Annotated in this window: 17 protein-coding genes; 7 read left to right on the top strand and 10 right to left on the bottom strand. The window is 74.2% G+C overall.

All coding sequences use genetic code 11. The features are described 5' to 3' along the window. The first annotated feature begins 265 nt into the window (after positions 1 to 265). Complete coding sequence (locus TNCT1_RS06710; protein ID WP_143629284.1) at positions 266 to 1,177, top strand: Gfo/Idh/MocA family protein; 912 nt, start codon at positions 266 to 268, stop codon at positions 1,175 to 1,177. On the opposite strand, the gene lnt is transcribed toward TNCT1_RS06710, so the two are convergent. The 6 genes from lnt to TNCT1_RS06680 all read right to left on the bottom strand — a co-directional run bounded on the left by lnt (position 1,095) and on the right by TNCT1_RS06680 (position 6,119). Continuing rightward, positions 1,095 to 2,669: an apolipoprotein N-acyltransferase gene (gene lnt / locus TNCT1_RS06705; RefSeq protein ID WP_143629282.1), complete on the bottom strand. Its 1,575-nt coding sequence runs from the start codon at positions 2,667 to 2,669 to the stop codon at positions 1,095 to 1,097. The genes TNCT1_RS06710 and lnt overlap by 83 nt on opposite strands. An 82-nt stretch (positions 2,670 to 2,751) precedes the next feature. After that, complete coding sequence (locus TNCT1_RS06700) at positions 2,752 to 3,234, bottom strand: nuclear transport factor 2 family protein (RefSeq protein ID WP_174266175.1); 483 nt, start codon at positions 3,232 to 3,234, stop codon at positions 2,752 to 2,754. Positions 3,235 to 3,340: 106 nt separating this feature from the next. Continuing rightward, on the bottom strand, positions 3,341 to 4,327 hold the full coding sequence (locus TNCT1_RS06695) for a phosphotransferase (RefSeq protein ID WP_143629280.1): 987 nt from the start codon (positions 4,325 to 4,327) through the stop codon (positions 3,341 to 3,343). Between the two features lie 52 nt (positions 4,328 to 4,379). After that, complete coding sequence (locus tag TNCT1_RS06690; protein WP_143629278.1) at positions 4,380 to 4,559, bottom strand: hypothetical protein; 180 nt, start codon at positions 4,557 to 4,559, stop codon at positions 4,380 to 4,382. An 84-nt stretch (positions 4,560 to 4,643) separates the two neighbouring features. Next, complete coding sequence (locus TNCT1_RS06685; RefSeq protein ID WP_143629276.1) at positions 4,644 to 5,519, bottom strand: undecaprenyl-diphosphate phosphatase; 876 nt, start codon at positions 5,517 to 5,519, stop codon at positions 4,644 to 4,646. A 129-nt stretch (positions 5,520 to 5,648) separates the two neighbouring features. Next, positions 5,649 to 6,119: a helix-turn-helix domain-containing protein gene (locus TNCT1_RS06680; protein ID WP_143629274.1), complete on the bottom strand. Its 471-nt coding sequence runs from the start codon at positions 6,117 to 6,119 to the stop codon at positions 5,649 to 5,651. A gap of 117 nt (positions 6,120 to 6,236) precedes the next feature. Between TNCT1_RS06680 and TNCT1_RS06675 the strand changes: the two genes are divergently transcribed. Then, positions 6,237 to 7,406, top strand: coding sequence for a thiolase family protein (locus TNCT1_RS06675; RefSeq protein ID WP_143629272.1), 1,170 nt, complete (start codon positions 6,237 to 6,239; stop codon positions 7,404 to 7,406). Between the two features lie 22 nt (positions 7,407 to 7,428). On the opposite strand, the gene TNCT1_RS06670 is transcribed toward TNCT1_RS06675, so the two are convergent. After that, positions 7,429 to 8,211, bottom strand: a complete 783-nt coding sequence (locus TNCT1_RS06670; protein ID WP_143629270.1) for a TVP38/TMEM64 family protein — start codon at positions 8,209 to 8,211, stop codon at positions 7,429 to 7,431. A gap of 161 nt (positions 8,212 to 8,372) precedes the next feature. On the opposite strand from TNCT1_RS06670, the gene TNCT1_RS06665 reads away from it, so the two are divergent. The 3 genes from TNCT1_RS06665 to TNCT1_RS06655 all read left to right on the top strand — a co-directional run bounded on the left by TNCT1_RS06665 (position 8,373) and on the right by TNCT1_RS06655 (position 11,583). Further along, positions 8,373 to 9,095, top strand: coding sequence for a DNA alkylation repair protein (locus tag TNCT1_RS06665; protein ID WP_143629268.1), 723 nt, complete (start codon positions 8,373 to 8,375; stop codon positions 9,093 to 9,095). Positions 9,096 to 9,410: 315 nt separating this feature from the next. Beyond that, positions 9,411 to 10,586: an elongation factor Tu gene (gene tuf, locus TNCT1_RS06660; protein WP_143629266.1), complete on the top strand. Its 1,176-nt coding sequence runs from the start codon at positions 9,411 to 9,413 to the stop codon at positions 10,584 to 10,586. A 151-nt stretch (positions 10,587 to 10,737) separates the two neighbouring features. Further along, complete coding sequence (locus TNCT1_RS06655; protein ID WP_143629264.1) at positions 10,738 to 11,583, top strand: spermidine synthase; 846 nt, start codon at positions 10,738 to 10,740, stop codon at positions 11,581 to 11,583. Here TNCT1_RS06655 and TNCT1_RS06650 read toward each other — a convergent pair. The 3 genes from TNCT1_RS06650 to TNCT1_RS06640 form a co-directional block, all read right to left on the bottom strand. Further along, positions 11,545 to 12,846 (bottom strand): MFS transporter, encoded by a 1,302-nt coding sequence (locus TNCT1_RS06650; RefSeq protein WP_143629263.1) that lies wholly within the window; start codon positions 12,844 to 12,846, stop codon positions 11,545 to 11,547. The two genes, TNCT1_RS06655 and TNCT1_RS06650, sit on opposite strands and share 39 nt — an antisense overlap. Before the next feature lie 79 nt (positions 12,847 to 12,925). Next, positions 12,926 to 13,942 carry a hypothetical protein gene (locus TNCT1_RS06645; RefSeq protein ID WP_143629261.1) on the bottom strand — a complete coding sequence of 339 codons (1,017 nt, stop codon included), beginning with the start codon at positions 13,940 to 13,942 and terminating at the stop codon, positions 12,926 to 12,928. Positions 13,943 to 14,017: 75 nt separating this feature from the next. After that, a complete protein-coding gene (locus TNCT1_RS06640) occupies positions 14,018 to 14,980 on the bottom strand; it encodes a hypothetical protein (RefSeq protein WP_143629259.1) in 963 nt (320 codons plus the stop codon). A gap of 70 nt (positions 14,981 to 15,050) precedes the next feature. Here TNCT1_RS06640 and TNCT1_RS06635 point away from each other — a divergent pair, with 70 nt between their 5' ends. Next, positions 15,051 to 15,509, top strand: coding sequence for a DUF4442 domain-containing protein (locus TNCT1_RS06635; protein WP_235902380.1), 459 nt, complete (start codon positions 15,051 to 15,053; stop codon positions 15,507 to 15,509). 506 nt (positions 15,510 to 16,015) lie between these two features. After that, complete coding sequence (locus TNCT1_RS06630; RefSeq protein WP_143629257.1) at positions 16,016 to 17,068, top strand: hypothetical protein; 1,053 nt, start codon at positions 16,016 to 16,018, stop codon at positions 17,066 to 17,068. The last annotated feature ends 1 nt before the right edge of the window (position 17,069 follow it).

Genomic DNA, 17,069 nt, shown 5'->3' with positions numbered 1-17,069 from the left:
ACTCTGCTGGGTCCACAGCCGCGCCGGTACCGCGCACGGGGGGTTGATGCCCCGCACGGGTGATCTCGTGCCCCGAACGAAGGGCCCGGGCGCCCCGAGGCTGACGCCCGGTCGCCGGCGGCGCCGCCGGACGCCCACGGACCGGAGCCCCGGACCCGCGCGAGCGGACCGGACCCGTGCGAGCGGACGGGCCCGGGCGGCGCCGGCCGGCCGCCCCCGTATGCTTCCCGCAGGGCATCCGCAGGCTACCGGTAGGGGAGAGCACGTGAGGGTCGGCTGCATCGGACTCGGGGACATCGCGCAGAAGGCCTATCTGCCGGTGCTGGGCACGCAGCCGGGGGTCGAACTGCACCTGCAGACCCGGACGCCCGCCACCCTCGCCCGGGTCGCCGACTCGCTCCACCTGCCGGACGACCGGCGCCACGCCACCCTGGACGCCCTGCTCGCGGCGGACCTGGACGCGGCCTTCGTGCACGCGCCGACCGCCGTCCACCCGGACATCGTCACCCGGCTGCTGGAGGCGGGCGTGCCCACCTACGTGGACAAGCCGCTCGCCTACGAACTCGCCGACTCCGAGCGGCTGGTGGCGCTCGCCGAGCGGCGGAACGTGTCGCTCGCCGTCGGGTTCAACCGCCGCCACGCCCCGGCCTACGCGCAGTGCCTCGACCACCCGCGCGAGCTGATCCTCATGCAGAAGAACCGGATCGGGCTGCCCGAGGAACCGCGCTCCCTGGTCCTCGACGACTTCATCCACGTCGTCGACACGCTGCGCTTCCTGGTGCCGGGCGTGGTCGACGACGTGACCGTGCGGGCCCGCGTCGAGGGCGGTCTGCTGCACCACGTCGTGCTCCAGCTCGCCGGGGACGGCTTCACCGCGCTCGGGGTGATGAACCGGCTCAGCGGCTCGGCCGAGGAGGTACTCGAGGTCTCCGGGCAGGACACCCGGCGCCAGGTGCTCAACCTGGCCGAGGTGATCGACCACCGGGGGCAGCCGACGGTGCGCCGGCGCGGCGACTGGGTGCCGGTGGCGCGGCAGCGCGGCATAGAGCAGGCGGTGCTCGGCTTCCTCGACGCGGTGCGGGCCCGCAAGGTGCTCAGCGCCCGTGACGCACTGGCGACCCATGAGCTGTGCGAGCGCGTGGTACGAGCGGTTCTGGACCGGTCCGCCGCAGCCTGAGCGCCCGCACGCCCTCGCCGACGCACAGCGCCGCCAGGATCAGCAGCGCGCCGTGCACCGGCCAGTCGCCGTAGCGGACGTACGGCGTGATCCCGTGGGCCAGCGGCACCTCGTAGACGTGGGTGGTGCTCGCGTCGGTGCCGAGCCAGGGGCCGAGGCGCCGGCCGTCCGGGCCGTACACGGCGGAGACACCGGTCAGCGTCGAGTGGACCATGGGGCGGCCGGTCTCCGCGGCCCGCAGCGCGGCCAGCGAGGCGTGCTGCTCCGGGGCCCAGCTCCCCTGGAAGGTCGAGGTGGAGGACTGGCCGAGCAGCACGTCCGCGCCGTCCGCGGCCAGCCTGCGGCTCATGTCGGGGAAGGCAGTCTCGAAGCAGATCAGCGGGCCGATCCGCAGCCCGTGCCCGGCGTTCATCACCACCTGCTCGGTGCCGCGCCGCCGGTCCTCGCCGGCCGCCCTGCCCACCGAGGTGGCCCAGCCCAGCAGCGAGCGGGCCGGGATGTACTCGCCGAAGGGGATGAGTCGCATCTTGTCGTAGCGCTCGCCCGTCGGGCCGTTCGCTCCGACCAGCACCGAACTCTTGTAGATGCCGGGCCGGTCGGAGCGCCGGGCGTCCACGTTGACCAGCAGGTCGGCGCCGGTCCGCCGGGACAGCGCGGCGATCCGCCGGGCCAGGTCGGGCCGGCCGTTCAGGTCGAAGCCGACGCTGCTCTCGCCCCACACCACCAGGTCGACGCCCTGTCCGGCGAGCCGCTCGGTGAGCCGTTCCTCGCGGTCGAAGCGCTTCTGCGCGCTGTCCTGCCCGCCGACGACACCGGGCTGCACGACGGCTATCCGCACCCCGCCGTCGACGTCCGGGCTGGGCGCCCAGGCCCAGGCGGCCGAGGTCGCCGCGGCGGTGGCCACCAGTGAGGCCACCGCCGGCAGCCGCGACTCGCGCACCGACACCACTACCGCGACCGCCACGTTGACGGCCACCACCAGGAAGCTGAGCAGCCACACCCCGCCGACCGAGGCCAGCCGCAGCGCCGGTTCCACCTGCCACTGGCTGGAGCCGAGCATCCCCCAGGGGCCGCCGAGTCCCTGCCAGGAGCGGACCAGCTCCACCGTCAGCCACGCCGAGGGCAGCACCAGCAGCGCGGCCGCGCCCCGCCCCGGTGACGGGACGCCGCCGAGGAACCGGCGGACCAGCCAGCCCCAGGGCGCCCAGAGCGCGCCCATCAGCGCGGCTATCAGGAAGATGAACACGTGCAGGCTCGGCAGCAGCCAGTGGTGCACGGCCACCATGAACCCGAAGCCGCCGCACCAGCCGTCGTACGCCGCCCGCCGCGCGGTCGGCGCGCAGCGCGCCAGCAGGATCCAGGGCACCAGGGCCAGGTACGCCAGCCACCACAACGCGGGCGCCGGGAACGCGAACACGGGCACGGCGCCCGCCAGGGCGGCGACGCCGGAGCGCCGCCAGGGGGAGGTGAGCCAGTGGTCGATCGTCCTCATAGGGAGTCTCCCTACCCAGCGCTGCCTCCAGTGTGCGCGCCGGAAGCGATCTCCGACAGGGGGCGCCGGGGCGCCCCGCGGCTCACCCGGAACCGGCCGCCGTGCCGCGCCCGGACGTCCGGCGCCACTTCTCGTGCGCCACGACCCGGCTCAGCCGCCAGCCGTCCGGCGTGCGCAGCAGCGCGAAGTCGTACCGGCCGCCGCACACCAGGTCGGGCGCGCCGGAGCCGTCGTCGCCGGCCAGGCGCAGCGGGCTGACGTAGTCGGCCCGCACCCGGGCGGTGTCCCCGGTGTCGTGCTCGTGGACGGCGAACCGCACCCGGCGGTTGACGATCAGGTGCTGGCGCATCCCGAACGGCTCCAGGCTCCCCGCGAGCCACCCGGCCACCCGGCCGGCCTCGCCCTCGATGCCGCCGGCGGAGCGGTAGTCGGCCCGCCCGTCCGCCGTGAACAGCTCCCGGTAGGCGGTCCAGTCCCCGTCGTCCATCGCCACCGCGTACTCGGTGACCGTCTCGTCCACGGCCAGCCGGTCCATCACGGTCGCGAGCTCCACACGCTGCGTCATCGGCACAGTGTTGGGCAAGTTGAGGCCCGGTGCCAAGGGGACGGGCCGCAACGGTGGTGCGCGTGTCCGCCCGCGGGACGCGTCAGGGGTCCCGCGGGCGCGGCGCTCAGGGCAGGAGGGCCAGGGCCTCGGACAGATTGTGCTCGGCGATCGCCGCCATGGCGGCCCGGCCGGGGAAGTCGCCGTCGAGCAGCCGCAGCGGGCCGGCGACCAGGGACAGGTGCATGGCGAGTGCGTAGAGGTCCGTCCGCCGGGGGTCGAGGCCGGGGCGGGACAGCACGGGGTAGCGCTCGCCGAAGCGGAGCCGGAGGAAGACGTGCTCCCATTCGACGTCGAAGTGCATGAGGCCCTCGATGTCGATCAGCACCGCGCGGCCGTCGGCGTCGACCATGACGTGGTCGGGTCCCAGTTCGCCGTGGATCAGCCCGTACTCGGCGCGTGGGGGCACCAGCGCGGCCAGGTGGTGGAGACGGTCGCGCAGGCGGTCCTGCACCGTGGCGATCCGGCCGTCACGGCCCGCGGCCTCCGCGAGATCGGACAGGGCGCGGTCGAGGACCAGCCGTTCGCACGGGACCCCGGCCGCGGTGCCGCCGGCCCGCAGCAGGTCCACCCGGCCGTACTGCGGGGCGAGGTGCCGGTGCATGGCGTCCGTCGCCGCCGCCAGGTCCTCCAGGGCGGCCGCAGCGCGGACGGGGTCGGACTCGAAGAGCGCTTCGAGGGTGTCCTCGGAGACGTCCTCGACCACGGCCACGTCCGCCGCGTACCGCCGCCGTCCGCCGTCCGCCAGGAACACCCGGGGAACCCGTACCCCCAGGCCGTCCAGGGTCTGCCGGGCGGCCAGGAACGGGGCCAGTCCGGAGGCCGGCGCGAACGGGTCGCCCGGGCCGGCATCGGTCCGGGCGGGCCAGAAGTCCTCCGCCCCGGCCCAGCGGTAGACGATCACCCGGGTCACCGGTGCGTCGTCGACCCGGACCCGGTACACGCCCTTCCTGCTGCCGCCGCGCAGCCGCTCCACCGCGACCGCGCGGCAACCCGGTCCGAGCGCCTCGCGCACCGGCCCGGACAGGTCCTCGATCTCCGCCGGCCTTCGCATCCGCAGAACATACCGGTCCGGCGCGGGCCCGCTCCCGTTGTGAACTCCCGCCTCAGGCCGCCTCGATGACACGGCCGCGGACGGCGTGCGCCCACTCGACCACCAACAGCTCGTACTCCGCGCGCTCCTGGGGCGACAGGGTGCCGCCCGCGCGCAGCCAGAGCGCCCGGATCCGCTCGTTCAGCTCGGCGGCGGAGCGCACGGAACCACGGGGCTCGAAATCGGGGGACATGCGGCCCAGCCTAGGGGCAAACACTGACGCTGCGCTACCGATCGGCTACTCACGCCACACAGGTTGGCCGGTGCCCGGCGTGGCTCAGCTCGCGGATTCGGCCGCGTGCGGGCTGAGCACACCCGCCGTCACCAGCGCGATGATGACGATGCCGAGGGCCACGCGGTACCAGACGAACGGCATGAAGCTCTTGCTGGAAATCCACTTCATGAACCAGGCGATCACCGCGTAGCCGGACGCGAACGCGATCACCGTCGCGAACAGGGTGGGGCCCCAGGCGACTTCTCCGCCGCCCACCGAGTCCTTCACCTCGAACACGCCGGACGCCAGCACCGCCGGGATGGCCAGCAGGAAGGAGTAGCGGGCCGCCGCCTCACGCCGGTAGCCCATGAACAGGCCGCCGCTGATGGTGGCGCCGGAGCGGGAGACGCCGGGGATGAGGGCGCAGGCCTGGCAGAGGCCGAAGATCAGGCCGTCCTTGACGCCGAGGCTCTCCAGGGTCTTGCGCTGCTTGGGCGCCCGGTGCCGGCCGCCGCTTTCGTCCCGGGCCGCCAGGCGGTCGGCTATGCCTATGACCACGCCGACGACGATGAGCATCGTCGCGGTGATCCGCAGATCGCGGAACGGACCCTCGATCTGGTCCTTCAGCGTCACGCCGAGCAGCCCGATCGGGATCGAGCCGACGATCACCAGCCAGCCCATCTGGGCGTCGTGGTCCCGCCGCATCGCCTTGTCGAACAGCGACCGGAACCAGGCGGAGAGGATCCGGCCGATGTCCTTGCGGAAGTAGATCAGCACCGCCGCCTCCGTGCCGATCTGCGTGATCGCCGTGAAGGCCGCCCCGGGGTCCTCCCAGCCCGAGAAGGCCGCGGTCAGCCGCAGGTGCGCGCTGGAGGAGACGGGCAGGAACTCGGTCAGCCCCTGGACGAGTCCGAGGACGAGGGATTCAAACCAAGACATGGAGGTGAGGCGTCCAAGCGCTGAAGGGGATACGAGGTGATCATGCGACGAGGGCAGCGTAGCGGGCGCGGGTGACGGGCCGGGCACAGGGGTTCGGCAGGCGTTCGGGCCGCGCCCGGCCCGTGCGGTTCAGGCCGTGGCCGGTCCGGCGACGGTCCAGCCGGGGGACTGCGGACGGGCCGTCAGGTCCTCGTGCCGTACCGGGTCGCCGCAGGCCCGGCAGGTCACCTGGGGGACCAGTTCGCTGCCGCAGCGGTGCTCGACGACCATGGGCAGGTCGACGCCGCCGCGCAAGTGGCGGTCACCCCACTCCTTGAGGGTCATCAGGACCGGTTCCAGCTCCAGCCCCGCCTGCGTCGGCCGGTACTCGAAGCGCTGCGGGCGCTCGCTGTAGGCGCGCTTGACGAGGATCCCCGCGTCCACGAGCCGGCGCAGCCGGGTGGCCAGGATGTCGCGGGGCGCGCCGATGTTGCGCACCAGCTGGTCGAAGCGCCCGTTGCCCAGGCACACCTCCCGGAGCACGAGCAGCGAGTACTTCTCGCCGACCAGCGCCAGGGCGTCGGCGATGGAGCAGGGGCGCGGGTCCTTCGTGGCGGCCATGCGGACCAGTCTAGGTGAGGGTTTGATTTTCCAACTCACCCGGCTATGGTGGGTTCGGATTTCCTACTCACCAGTAGTCGAGCGTGCGAACGCTCAGGCACGCGGGAGGCCCGCACCATGCGCGACGCAGTCATCGTCGAAGCCGTACGCACCCCCATCGGCAAGGGCAGGCCGAACGGCTCCCTCGCCCACGTCCACCCCGTCCAGCTCCTCGCCCACACGCTGCGCACCCTGGTCGAGCGCTCCGGCGTCGACCCCGCGCTCGTCGACGACGTGATCGGCGGCACCGTCGACCAGGTGGGCGAGCAGGCCATGAACACCACCCGGTACGCCGTCCTCGCGGCAGGCTTCCCCGAGGCGGTCCCGGCGACCACGGTGGACCGCCAGTGCGGCTCCTCCCAGCAGGCCGTGCACTTCGCCGCGCAGGGCGTCATCTCCGGCGCGTACGACCTGGTCGTCGCCTGCGGCGTCGAGTCGATGAGCCGGGTGCCGATGTGGTCCAACGTGCCGGCCGGCGCGGACCCGTTCGGCCCGGGCGTCGCCGAGCGCTACCCGGAGGGCCTCGTCCCGCAGGGCGTCAGCGCCGAACTCATCGCCGCCAAGTGGTCCCTCACACGGGCCCGGATGGACGAGTTCGCGGTCTCCTCGCACCGGAAGGCCGCCGCCGCGTGGCAGGCGGGCCTGTTCGACGCCGAGGTCGCGCCGCTGGACGGCGTGTCCCGCGACGAGTGCGTACGGCCCGGCAGCACCCCGGAGATCCTCGCCGGTCTCAAGCCCGCCTACTACGACGCCGGCTTCGCCGAGCGCTTCCCGCAGATCGAGTGGAACGTCACCGCGGGCAACGCGAGCCCCCTGAACGACGGCGCCTCGGCCGTGCTGATCACCTCCAGCGAGACGGCCGCCCGCCTCGGCCTGCGCCCGCTCGCCCGGCTGCACAGCTTCGCCGTCACCGGATCCGACCCGCTGCTGATGCTCACCGGCGTGCTCCCGGCGACCGAGAAGGTGCTGCGCCGCGCCGGGCTCGGCCTGGACGACATCGACCTGTTCGAGGTCAACGAGGCCTTCGCGAGCGTGGTCCTGGCCTGGCAGCAGGAGACGGGCGCCGACCCGGCCCGGGTCAACGTGCACGGCGGCGCCATCGCCCTCGGCCACCCGCTCGGCGCCAGCGGCACCCGGCTCACCACCACCCTGGTCCACGCCATGCGCGAGCGCGGCGCCCGCTACGCCCTGCAGACCATGTGCGAGGCGGGCGGCCTCGCCAACGCCATGATCCTGGAAGGCGTCTGACGGGTCCGGCCCCCGCCGCGGCTCAACCGGCCCGCAGCTGGTGGCGCTTGCGCCAGGCCACCACCGTGCCCGCAAGGGCCGGTACGGCGATGCAGGCCATCGCGATCAGGAAGGCGGGGGAGGTCGGCGCCGAGGCACGGGCGCCGGCCACCGCGTAGGCGGCGGTGTTCGGGATCGAGCCGAGCGCCGTCGCCAGCAGGAACGGCAGCCAGCCCATCCGGGAGACGGCGGCGCAGTAGTTCGCCGCCCAGAAGGGCACGCCCGGGAAGAGCCGGGCCACCATCATGGACCTGAAGCCGTGCCGGCTGAGCTGTCCGTCGGCGGCCTTCAGCCAGCGCCCCCGCAGCAGCGGCCGCAGCGCCTCCTGCCCGAGCACCCGGCCGAGCCCGAAGGCCAGCCCGGCCCCCAGCACCGTACCCGCCAGCGCCGCCGCCACCCCCAGTTCGGAGCCGAACAGGGCGCCCGCCGCCAGGTTCAGCAGCGGTCTCGGCACGAACGCCACCGTGCACAGCCCGTACGCCGCCGCGAACACCACGGCCGCGGCGGCCCCGCCGAGCTGCGGCGGCCAGCCGTGCGTCAGCAGCCGCTGCGGCTCGAAGGCCAGCACCCCCGCCGCGGCGCCCGCGAGCAGCACCAGCAGCAGGGACAGACGGGCGTACGGCGACAGCAGCACGCGGGTGCAGCGGACGGCGAACCCCGCGCGGGGCAGGGACGGTGCGGTCGCCGGGGGAACGGCGAGCTCCGTGGCGGCGGCCGGGGGAGAGGCCAGGGCGGTGCCCCCAGAGCGGTTGGTGGCATCGAGCATCCGGTGACAGTAACCGACGAACACATGTGATCGCCGTATGGTCCGTCTCACCGGCGGCGGGACGGCCGAGTGGCGCAACCCGCCGACCGCCCGGCCGCGTCTCCAGGTATCCGCCTCCTCCTCCCTGCCCGGGTTGCCGGGGCCGCCGTATCGTTCGGCCCATGACCGCCGCGTCCCCCGCCCCTCCGCACGTGCCGCGCAGCGCCCTCGCCGACGCCGTCCTGGAGCGGCTGACCGCCGTGTACGCCCCCGCGGCCGACCCCGCGCGGGCGGCGGCGATGCGGGCGTACATGAAGGACGTGGCGCCCTTCCTCGGCATCCCCACCCCGGCCCGCCGCGCGCTGTCCCGCACCGTCCTGGCCGGCGTCCCGCGCCCCGGCGAGGCCGACTGCGCCGCGATCGCCCTGCGCTGCTGGCGGCTGCCCGAACGCGAGTACCACTACTTCGCGGTGGACTACCTGCGCCGGCACGCGGCCCGCTGCTCCTCCGCGTTCCTGCCCGTGGCCCGGCACCTGGTCACCACCGTGCCGTGGTGGGACACCGTCGACGCGCTCGCCGCGCACCTCGTCGGCGCGCTGGTCGCGGCCGACCCGGCGCTCACCGCCGACATGGACGCCTGGATCGCCGACGCCGACCTCTGGGAGGCGCGCGCGGCCCTGCTGCACCAACTCCGGTACAAGGAACGCACCGACACCGGCCGGCTGTTCGCCTACTGCCTGCTGCAGTCCGGGCACCCCGACTTCTTCATCCGCAAGGCCATCGGGTGGGCGCTGCGCGAGTACGCCAGGACCGATCCGGGGGCCGTACGGGAGTTCCTGGCGCGGGAGCGGGGCCGGTTCGCCCCGCTGACGGTCCGTGAGGCGCTGAAGAACATCGGGCCCTGACGGCACGCGACGCGCGCCGGCGCGGCCCGGCGGAGCACGGCCCGCGAAACCATCCGACGCCGGGCAACCCGAAAACCATTCGACGCCGGACAAATCGTCGGCGATGATCGTCGACATGTCCCGGTACGCCTTCCTCCTCGCAGCATCCGCCGTCGCGGATGCGCCGAAGGCTGCCGTCCCCTTCCTCGTGGCCGCTGCCGACGGCGCCCGAAGCTGACCCTCTCCGGATCGACCGGCGGACCCCGCAGGGGGAGGGTCGGCGAGTTCCTCGGGGTCCCGAACTCCCTTACGGCTGAGAGGCTTCGAGGTACAGCCATGTCCAAGACGGCGTACGTGCGCACCAAGCCGCACCTCAACATCGGCACGATGGGCCACGTCGACCACGGCAAGACCACCCTGACCGCCGCCATCACCAAGGTCCTCGCCGAGCGCGGCACCGGGACGTTCGTCCCCTTCGACCGCATCGACCGCGCCCCGGAGGAGGCCGCCCGCGGCATCACCATCAACATCGCGCACGTCGAGTACGAGACCGACACCCGGCACTACGCCCACGTCGACATGCCGGGTCACGCCGACTACGTCAAGAACATGGTCACCGGCGCCGCGCAGCTCGACGGGGCGATCCTCGTCGTCTCCGCGCTCGACGGGATCATGCCGCAGACGGCCGAACACGTGCTGCTGGCCCGGCAGGTGGGCGTCGACCACATCGTCGTCGCCCTCAACAAGGCCGACGCCGGCGACGAGGAGTTCACCGACCTGGTCGAGCTGGAGGTCCGCGACCTGCTCAGCGCGCAGGGCTACCCGGGCGACTCGGTGCCCGTCGTACGGGTCTCGGGGCTCCGGGCCCTCGAGGGCGACCCGCGCTGGACGGCGTCCGTGGAGGCGCTGCTCGACGCGGTGGACACCTACGTCCCGATGCCCGAGCGCTACCTGGACGCGCCGTTCCTGCTGCCGGTGGAGAACGTGCTCACCATCACCGGCCGGGGCACGGTCGTCACCGGGGCCGTCGAGCGCGGGACCGTCCGTCCGGGGGACCGGGTGGCGGTGCTCGGCGCGGACGTGGAGAGCGTGGTCACCGGTCTTGAGACGTTCGGCAGGCCGATGGGGGAGGCGCAGGCCGGGGACAACGTGGCCCTGCTGCTGCGCGGTGTGCCCCGGGACGCGGTGCGGCGCGGGCACGTCGTGGCGGCGCCGGGCAGCGTGGCGCCGGCGCGCACCTTCGTGGCGCGGGTGTACGTGCTGTCGGCGCGCGAGGGCGGCCGCGCGACCCCGCTGTCGACGGGATACCGGCCGCAGTTCTACATCCGCACCGCCGACGTGGTCGGGGACGTCGACCTCGGCGAGACGGCGGTCGCCCGGCCCGGTGAGACGGTCGAGATGACCGTGGAGCTGGGTCGGGAGGTGCCGCTCGAGCCGGGGCTCGGGTTCGCCGTCCGCGAGGGCGGCCGGACCGTGGGCGCCGGGACGGTCCTGTCCGTCGGCTCCCGGTGACGGGGGCGCGGGGCCCGCGCGGCGGCCGTCGCCGGCCGCGCGGCGCCCCGCGGTCCCTGCGGAGCGGCCGTCGCCGGCCGCGCGGTGCCCCGCGGGCCCCGCGGCGGCGCCCCGCGTCCGGCGCCGCCCACGCGGCGGTGACAATGGTGGCGTGAGTGAAGCCATACCCGTGACCCGGACCGTCGACCACGGCACCGCGAAGCTGATGCCCGACGTCGACCGGGAGCGGGCCTGGCTGCTCACCGTCGACGGGGCGCCGCAGTCGTACGTCGACCTCGACGAGCCCGGCCACCTGGAGTTCGAGTACGCGCGCCGGCTCGGGTTCGCCCTCGACCTGGTGGACGGGCCCGGGCGTCCGCTGGACGTGGTGCACCTCGGCGGGGGAGCGCTCACGCTGCCCCGGTACCTCGCCGCCACCCGGCCCGGCTCCCGGCAGCACGTCGTGGAGGCCGACCGGGGGCTGCTGGACCTGATCGCCGAGCGGCTGCCGCTGCCCGAGGGGTCGGGGATCGCGGTGCACGCCGCCGACGCGCGGGCCTGGCTCGAAGCCGCGCCGGACGACTCGGCCGACGTGATCGTCGCCGACGTCTTCGGCGGCTCGCGGGTCCCGGCCCATCTCACCTCGCTCGCCTACGCCCGCGAGGCCGAGCGGGTGCTGCGGGCCGGCGGCGTCTATCTGGCCAACCTGGCCGACGGGGCGCCCTTCGGCTTCCTCCGGTCCCAACTGGCCACCTTCGCGGCCGTGTTCGAGGAGCTGGCGCTGGTCGCCGAGCCGGGAGTGCTGCGCGGCCGGCGGTTCGGCAACGCGGTCCTGGTGGCCTCGCACCGGCCCTTCGACACGGCCGGCCTGGCCCGTCGCGCCGCCGCCGACGCGTTCCCGGCCCGCGTCGAACACGGGGCGGCGCTGCGGGACTTCACCGGTGGGGCGCGGCCGGTCCGGGACGCCGACGCCGTCGCCTCACCCGAGCCCCCCGACGGGGCTTTCGGCATCGGCTGAGGGAAGCCGGGGGACGCTCGTCCGTCCGGTGCGCCGGGTCAGCGTGCGGACGTCCGGGACCAGCAGGACCAGAGCGGTGACCAGCACGACCAGTGCCGCGCAGCCCCACAGCGAGCCGGTACGGCCGAAGGCCGCCTCCGCCGGGCCGGCCAGCGCGGTGGCCAGCGGCACCAGGGACACCGAGCCGAACCAGTCGTACGCCGAGACCCGGGACAGCTTGTCCTCGGGGATCTCCTGGTGCAGCGCGGTCATCCAGGAGACGCCGAACACCTCCACCGTCGCGCCCGCGACGAACATGACCGCGTACAGGACGCCCACCGGCACCGGTACGGCCAGCGCGGCCGAGGGCAGGGCCAGCGGGAACACGCACAGCGTGCCCGCCAGCAGCAGGCGGCGCGGTCTCCAGCGGGTCATCAGCAGGGCGCCGGCCACCGTGCCCGCGCCGAACGCGGCCAGCGCGAGACCCCAGGGGCCCGCCCCGCCCAGGCTGTCGCGGGCGACCAGCGGGCCGTAGACGGCGTCGGCCGCGGCGACGACCGCGTTGGCGATCGAGAACTGCACGACGATGCCCCACAGCCAGGGCCGCCCGGTGAACTCCCGCCAGCCCTCGCGGAGATCGGCGAGCAGGCCGCCGCCCGGCGCGCGCGGCCGGATGTGACCGACGTCGAGGAAGGCGCGCAGCGCTCCGGCGAGGGCGAAGGCCGCCGCGTCGACGGCGAGGACCCAGCCGGGGCCGACGGCCGCGACCAGGGCGCCGCCCAGGGCCGCGCCGCCCAGGGCCGCACCCTGGGTGGCCATGCGGAAGAGGGCGAACGCCCGGCCCGCCTGGTCCCCCTCCACGGAAGACATCAGCATGCCCTCGGCCGCCGGGCTGAAGAACGCCTGCCCGGTGCCGCCGAGCGCGGTCAGCAGCATCATCTGCCACAGCCGGGGCTCGCCGGTGAGCACCAGTGCCGCGAAGACCGCCTGGGAGAGGCAGTTGAGACCGTTGGCGGCGACCATCACCCGGTGCCGGGGCAGCCGGTCCGCGACCGCGCCGCCGATGAGCAGGAACACCACCAGCGGCAGGGTCCGGGACGCGGCCACCAGACCGACGTCGCCGCCGTCCCCGCCCGCGTCCAGCACCGCGAACGCGGCGGCGATCAGCGAGCCGTTCGCGCCCAGACCGGTCACGATGGCCGCCGTGGTCAGCAGCGAGTAGTTGCGGCCCGCCCAGGCGGGTCCGCGGGGGCGGGTAGGGCGGTCGCCGGCGGTGGAGGTCACCGGGTGACTATCACCGCTCGCCACCCGGCTTGCCAAGCGGATTGCCGCCCCCGCGGGCGGCCCCGGTCCGGCCGGCCGCTCAGCCCCCCGTCGGATCGCCGTGCAGCCGCACGGTGCTGAGAATCTTCATGATCGTCGCGGTGTCGACCTCGCCCTTCACGCCCTTGGCGCCGTAGAAGTCGAACGAGACGATGTCGTCCGCCGAGTTCTTGAAGGCGAACGACAGCGCCTTGCCGTCGCTCGCGCACTTGCCCTTCTGGGGGGTGCCGCTGGAACGGGCCCACGCGTAGGCGCCCTCGACACCCGACGCGGTCTTGTACGGCGTGGCCTTCTTGTCGAAGGTGATGCTCTTCTTGTCCGGCTGGGTGTACCCGCCGTAGACGTACCAGGGCACCCGGGTGACCGCGGCCTGCTCGGCGCTCTTGGCGCCGCTCTCGCCGCGGGTGCCGGCGACCGCCAGCGCGGAGTCCTCGGTCTTGCCGTCCTTGTCGCTGTCGTCCGTGCACCACTTCGACTTGTACGAGGCCGGCGCGGACACGGAGGTGATCAGCTTGTCGTTGTCGGCGTGGTCCTCCATGAAGAACGAGACGTCCGTGGACTGGAGTTCCCAGTCCGCCGGGACGTCGAAGGCCGTGCCGAACTTGGGGTTGACGACGACCTTCCACCCCGCGACGGTGGCCTTCTCGCCCGCGCCGCCGCGCGGGTCGTCCTCCGGCGCGGACGAGGACTGCGAGGGGCGGGGCGCCGGCGACTGGCTGGTCTTCCGCTTGTCCTTGCCGTCGCCGGCCTCGTCGTCCTTCGAGCCCCCGAGGACCAGGAATCCGGTCACGCCGGCGGCGACGACGACGGCGGTCGCCGCGATGATCGCGATCAGCTTGGTGCGGCCGCCACCGCCGCCGCCCTGCGGGGGCTGCGGCTGGGGTGTGCCGGCGGGCGCCGGCTGTCCCCACTGCGGCTGCTGCCCGTACGGGTTCGCCTGCGGGTACTGCTGGTAGCCGGGCTGCTGGTACGGATTCGGCTGCTGGTAACCCGGCTGCTGGTACGGGTTGTTCTGCGGGTTCTGCGCGCCCCCGGGCGGCTGCTCTCCTGGCCACATGGGCAGCAACCCTAGTGGGCCCACGGAAACGATTCGGTCACCGGCCCTTGTCAGGGGCGTACCGAAACCGCGCCGCTATTTCTCCCCGTAGAGCCGGACGGTCGCCATGATCTTCCGCACGGTCGTGTCCGGGACCTCCTCCGAGACGCCGGCCGCGCCGACGAAGGACCAGGCCAGGAACGCGCCGTCTGCGTCCTTGAAGGCGAACGTGGTCGCCTTGCCGTCGTAGGCGCACTTGCCGTGCTTCGGCACCCCGGACGAGCGCGAGGTGGCGACGCTGCCCGTGACGCCGGACGCGGTGGTGAACGACGTGACCGGGCCGGTCTTCACCGACTCGCGGTCGGGCTGGGTGTACCAGCCGTAGACCCAGTTCGCGGCCTCCTCGCGGGCCTTCGTCGCGGTGTCCGTGGCGTTCTTGTCGCCGCGCGTGCCGACGTTGGCCAGCGGGTCGTAGTCGGTCCGGCCGTCCTTGTCGTCGTCCGAGCCGCACCACTTCTCCTTGAGCACGGCGGGGGCCTTCATGCCGGCCAGCACCTTCTCGTCCGGGTCGGAGTCGTCGGTGACGTAGGTGACCCAGGTCTTGGCCCGCACCTGCCACTGCGGGGGAACGTCGAAGGCTATGCCCGTGTCCGGGTTCACCACGACCTTCCAGCCGGCGACGGTCGGCTTCTGGGCGCTGCCGGCCGAGCGCGGGTCGTTCTCACCCGAAGGTGAGGCGGAGGCGGAGGCGGTGGGGGAGGCGGAGGACGCGGCCGGGCCGGGTCGGGCCTCGTCGTCCTTGGAGCCCCCGAGGACCAGGAATCCGGTCACGCCGGCGGCGACGACGACGGCGGTGGCCGCGATGACCGCGATCAGCTTGGTGCGGCCGCCACCGCCGCCGCCCTGCGGGGGCTGCGGCTGGGGTGCGCCGGCGGGCGCCGGCTGCCCCCACTGCGGCTGCTGCCCGTACGGGTTCGCCTGCGGGTACTGCTGGTATCCCGGCTGGTGGTACGGGTTGTGCTGCTGGCCGCCTCCCGGCGGCTGTTCCCCTGGCCACATGGGCGGCCACGATACAGCGGTGATCACCACCGCACTGGTCAGCCCTGCTACTCGTGAGTAACATGCCCGCATGAGCGCAGACCAGATGACGATCGGCGAGATGCTCGCCGCCACCGTGCCGATGGCCCGGACGCTGCACCTGGAGTTCCAGGAGACCTCTCCGGAGCGGGCCGTGGTGTCGCTGCCGGACCAGGGGGACTTCCACAACCACGTGGGCGGGCCGCACGCCGGCGCGATGTTCACGCTCGGCGAGTCGGCCAGCGGCGCGATCGTGCTGGCCGCGTTCGGCGACCAGCTCTCGCGCGCGGTGCCGCTCGCCGTCCGGGCCGAGATCGCCTACAAGAAGCTGGCGATGGGCGCCGTCACGGCGACCGCGACCCTGGGCCGCCCGGCCGCCGAGGTCGTGGCCGAACTGGACGCGGGCAAGCGGCCCGAGTTCCCGGTGACGATCGAGATCCGGCGCGCGGACGGCGCCGTGACCGGCGAGATGCAGGTGGTGTGGACCCTGCGCCCCAACCAGCAGGACTGACCGGGGAGTCGGACAGGGCCCCGGCCGCCGGCCGCGGCCCGTCCCCACCGTGTCGGCCGCGGCCGGTTCCCGCAGGGGGAGGCGGGGGTCGCTGGGGGGTGGGGGACGATCATGCGGGCATGCGGCGGCACGCGGATGAGAGCGGAACCGGGAAGACGTCGGAACCGACTGTGGGTGGCTGTCCCAAGTGCACGGGAAGCCGGAGACTCCCGTGCGTCATCGGGCCTTTGACGTGAAGAAGTTGACCGTTGTGCGATCCCGGATTGCGTGAAACGCCTGTGGATACCAGCGGTAACTATTGTTCATTTCCCCGATGTCGCCGCCCGGTCATTCGAACTCCTTGTTTCCCGCGACGCGGTTGTGCGAAGGTGAGCCCTCCCGTGAGAGGGAAAAGGCCGGAGCCGCAGGTACGGCCGGACCCTCCCGGCGTGCACCGCTCAGGTGCCGCTTTCCGACAGGACGCGATCCGCATGCCGCCGTCCTGCGGCTGGAAAGGAACGCCCTCCGTGCAGTCCCCCCACCCCCCGCACCCACCGCTCCCCGCCCGCTCCGGGCCGCCGCCGGGGGAGTCCGACCACACCCTCGCCGCCCGGCTGGGCGGTCCCGAGGCCGGCCGCCACGACGCGGCCGCCCTGCTGCTGGCACGGCACTGGCGGGCCGTCCACGACTACGCCGTCGTCTGCCTGGCCGCCGCCGGCCCGTCGGCGCGGCTGGTGACCTCCGCCGCCTTCCAGCAGGTCCTCGGCCGGCCCGTGAGCGGAGCGGCCGGCGGCGCCCTGCGCCCGCGGCTGCTGGCGGCCGTCCGGGAGACCGTCCGCACCTGGGCCGCCGACGAGGCGGCGTGCGTGGTCCTGCCGGAGCTGCGCAAGCCCGCCGGCGGCCGCGGTCTGCGCGCGGCGGCGCCCCGCACGCCGGAAAGGCGACGGCTGGCCGAACGCGCTTTCCGGTCGCTTCCGGGCGCGTCCCAATGTCTTCTGTGGCATACCGAGGTCGAGGCGGAATCCATAAACATACCCGCTGGTCTGCTGGGTATGGACACGGCCGCCGCGGTGATCGCGCTGGGGCGGGCCCGGGCGGAATTCCGGGCGGCCTGCGTACGCGCCCACCGGGAACTCGCGACCTCCGCGGAATGCCTTTTCTGCAACCGCCTGCTCGACGGTCCCATTCGCCGGACCGGGGCCCGGCTGCCGGAAGTGCGCCGGCATCTGACGGCCTGCTCCCACTGCCGGCACGCCGCCGAGCAGCTCAGCCGGTTCGAGGACGGACTCGACGTCCTGATCGCCGAGACCGTGCTCGGCTGGGGTGCCCGGCGCTACCTCGACTCCCGGCCCGGCCGGGCCGCCCGCGGGGAGGTCCCGGCCCACGGGCGGCTTCCGGCGGCCCCGGCCGGCCGGCCCGGCGGCGCACCGCCGGGCGGACGCCGTACGGCACTCGCGGTCGGCGTCGGCCTGGCCTCGCTGGGGCTGCTCGCCAGCGTCCTCACGGCCATGGACCGGCCCGGCGACGACGGCGTCCCGCACCCCTCGGTCACCCTGGGCGTCCCCGCCGGCCACCGGTAGG

Source organism: Streptomyces sp. 1-11, from assembly GCF_007176755.1.
In the GTDB taxonomy this organism is placed as follows: Bacteria; Actinomycetota; Actinomycetes; order Streptomycetales; family Streptomycetaceae; genus Streptomyces.
Note: the sequence above shows the minus strand (reverse complement) of the source record. Positions and strands in the feature narration are given on the sequence as shown.

Coding starts and splice junctions, on each gene's coding strand:
- lnt (WP_143629282.1), bottom strand. CDS start 2,669: ATGAGGACGATCGACCACTGGCTCACCTCCCCCTGGCGGCGCTCCGGC.
- TNCT1_RS06700 (WP_174266175.1), bottom strand. CDS start 3,234: ATGACGCAGCGTGTGGAGCTCGCGACCGTGATGGACCGGCTGGCCGTG.
- TNCT1_RS06695 (WP_143629280.1), bottom strand. CDS start 4,327: ATGCGAAGGCCGGCGGAGATCGAGGACCTGTCCGGGCCGGTGCGCGAG.
- TNCT1_RS06690 (WP_143629278.1), bottom strand. CDS start 4,559: ATGTCCCCCGATTTCGAGCCCCGTGGTTCCGTGCGCTCCGCCGCCGAG.
- TNCT1_RS06685 (WP_143629276.1), bottom strand. CDS start 5,519: ATGTCTTGGTTTGAATCCCTCGTCCTCGGACTCGTCCAGGGGCTGACC.
- TNCT1_RS06680 (WP_143629274.1), bottom strand. CDS start 6,119: ATGGCCGCCACGAAGGACCCGCGCCCCTGCTCCATCGCCGACGCCCTG.
- TNCT1_RS06675 (WP_143629272.1), top strand. CDS start 6,237: ATGCGCGACGCAGTCATCGTCGAAGCCGTACGCACCCCCATCGGCAAG.
- TNCT1_RS06670 (WP_143629270.1), bottom strand. CDS start 8,211: ATGCTCGATGCCACCAACCGCTCTGGGGGCACCGCCCTGGCCTCTCCC.
- TNCT1_RS06665 (WP_143629268.1), top strand. CDS start 8,373: ATGACCGCCGCGTCCCCCGCCCCTCCGCACGTGCCGCGCAGCGCCCTC.
- tuf (WP_143629266.1), top strand. CDS start 9,411: ATGTCCAAGACGGCGTACGTGCGCACCAAGCCGCACCTCAACATCGGC.
- TNCT1_RS06645 (WP_143629261.1), bottom strand. CDS start 13,942: ATGTGGCCAGGAGAGCAGCCGCCCGGGGGCGCGCAGAACCCGCAGAAC.
- TNCT1_RS06640 (WP_143629259.1), bottom strand. CDS start 14,980: ATGTGGCCAGGGGAACAGCCGCCGGGAGGCGGCCAGCAGCACAACCCG.
- TNCT1_RS06635 (WP_235902380.1), top strand. CDS start 15,051: ATGAGCGCAGACCAGATGACGATCGGCGAGATGCTCGCCGCCACCGTG.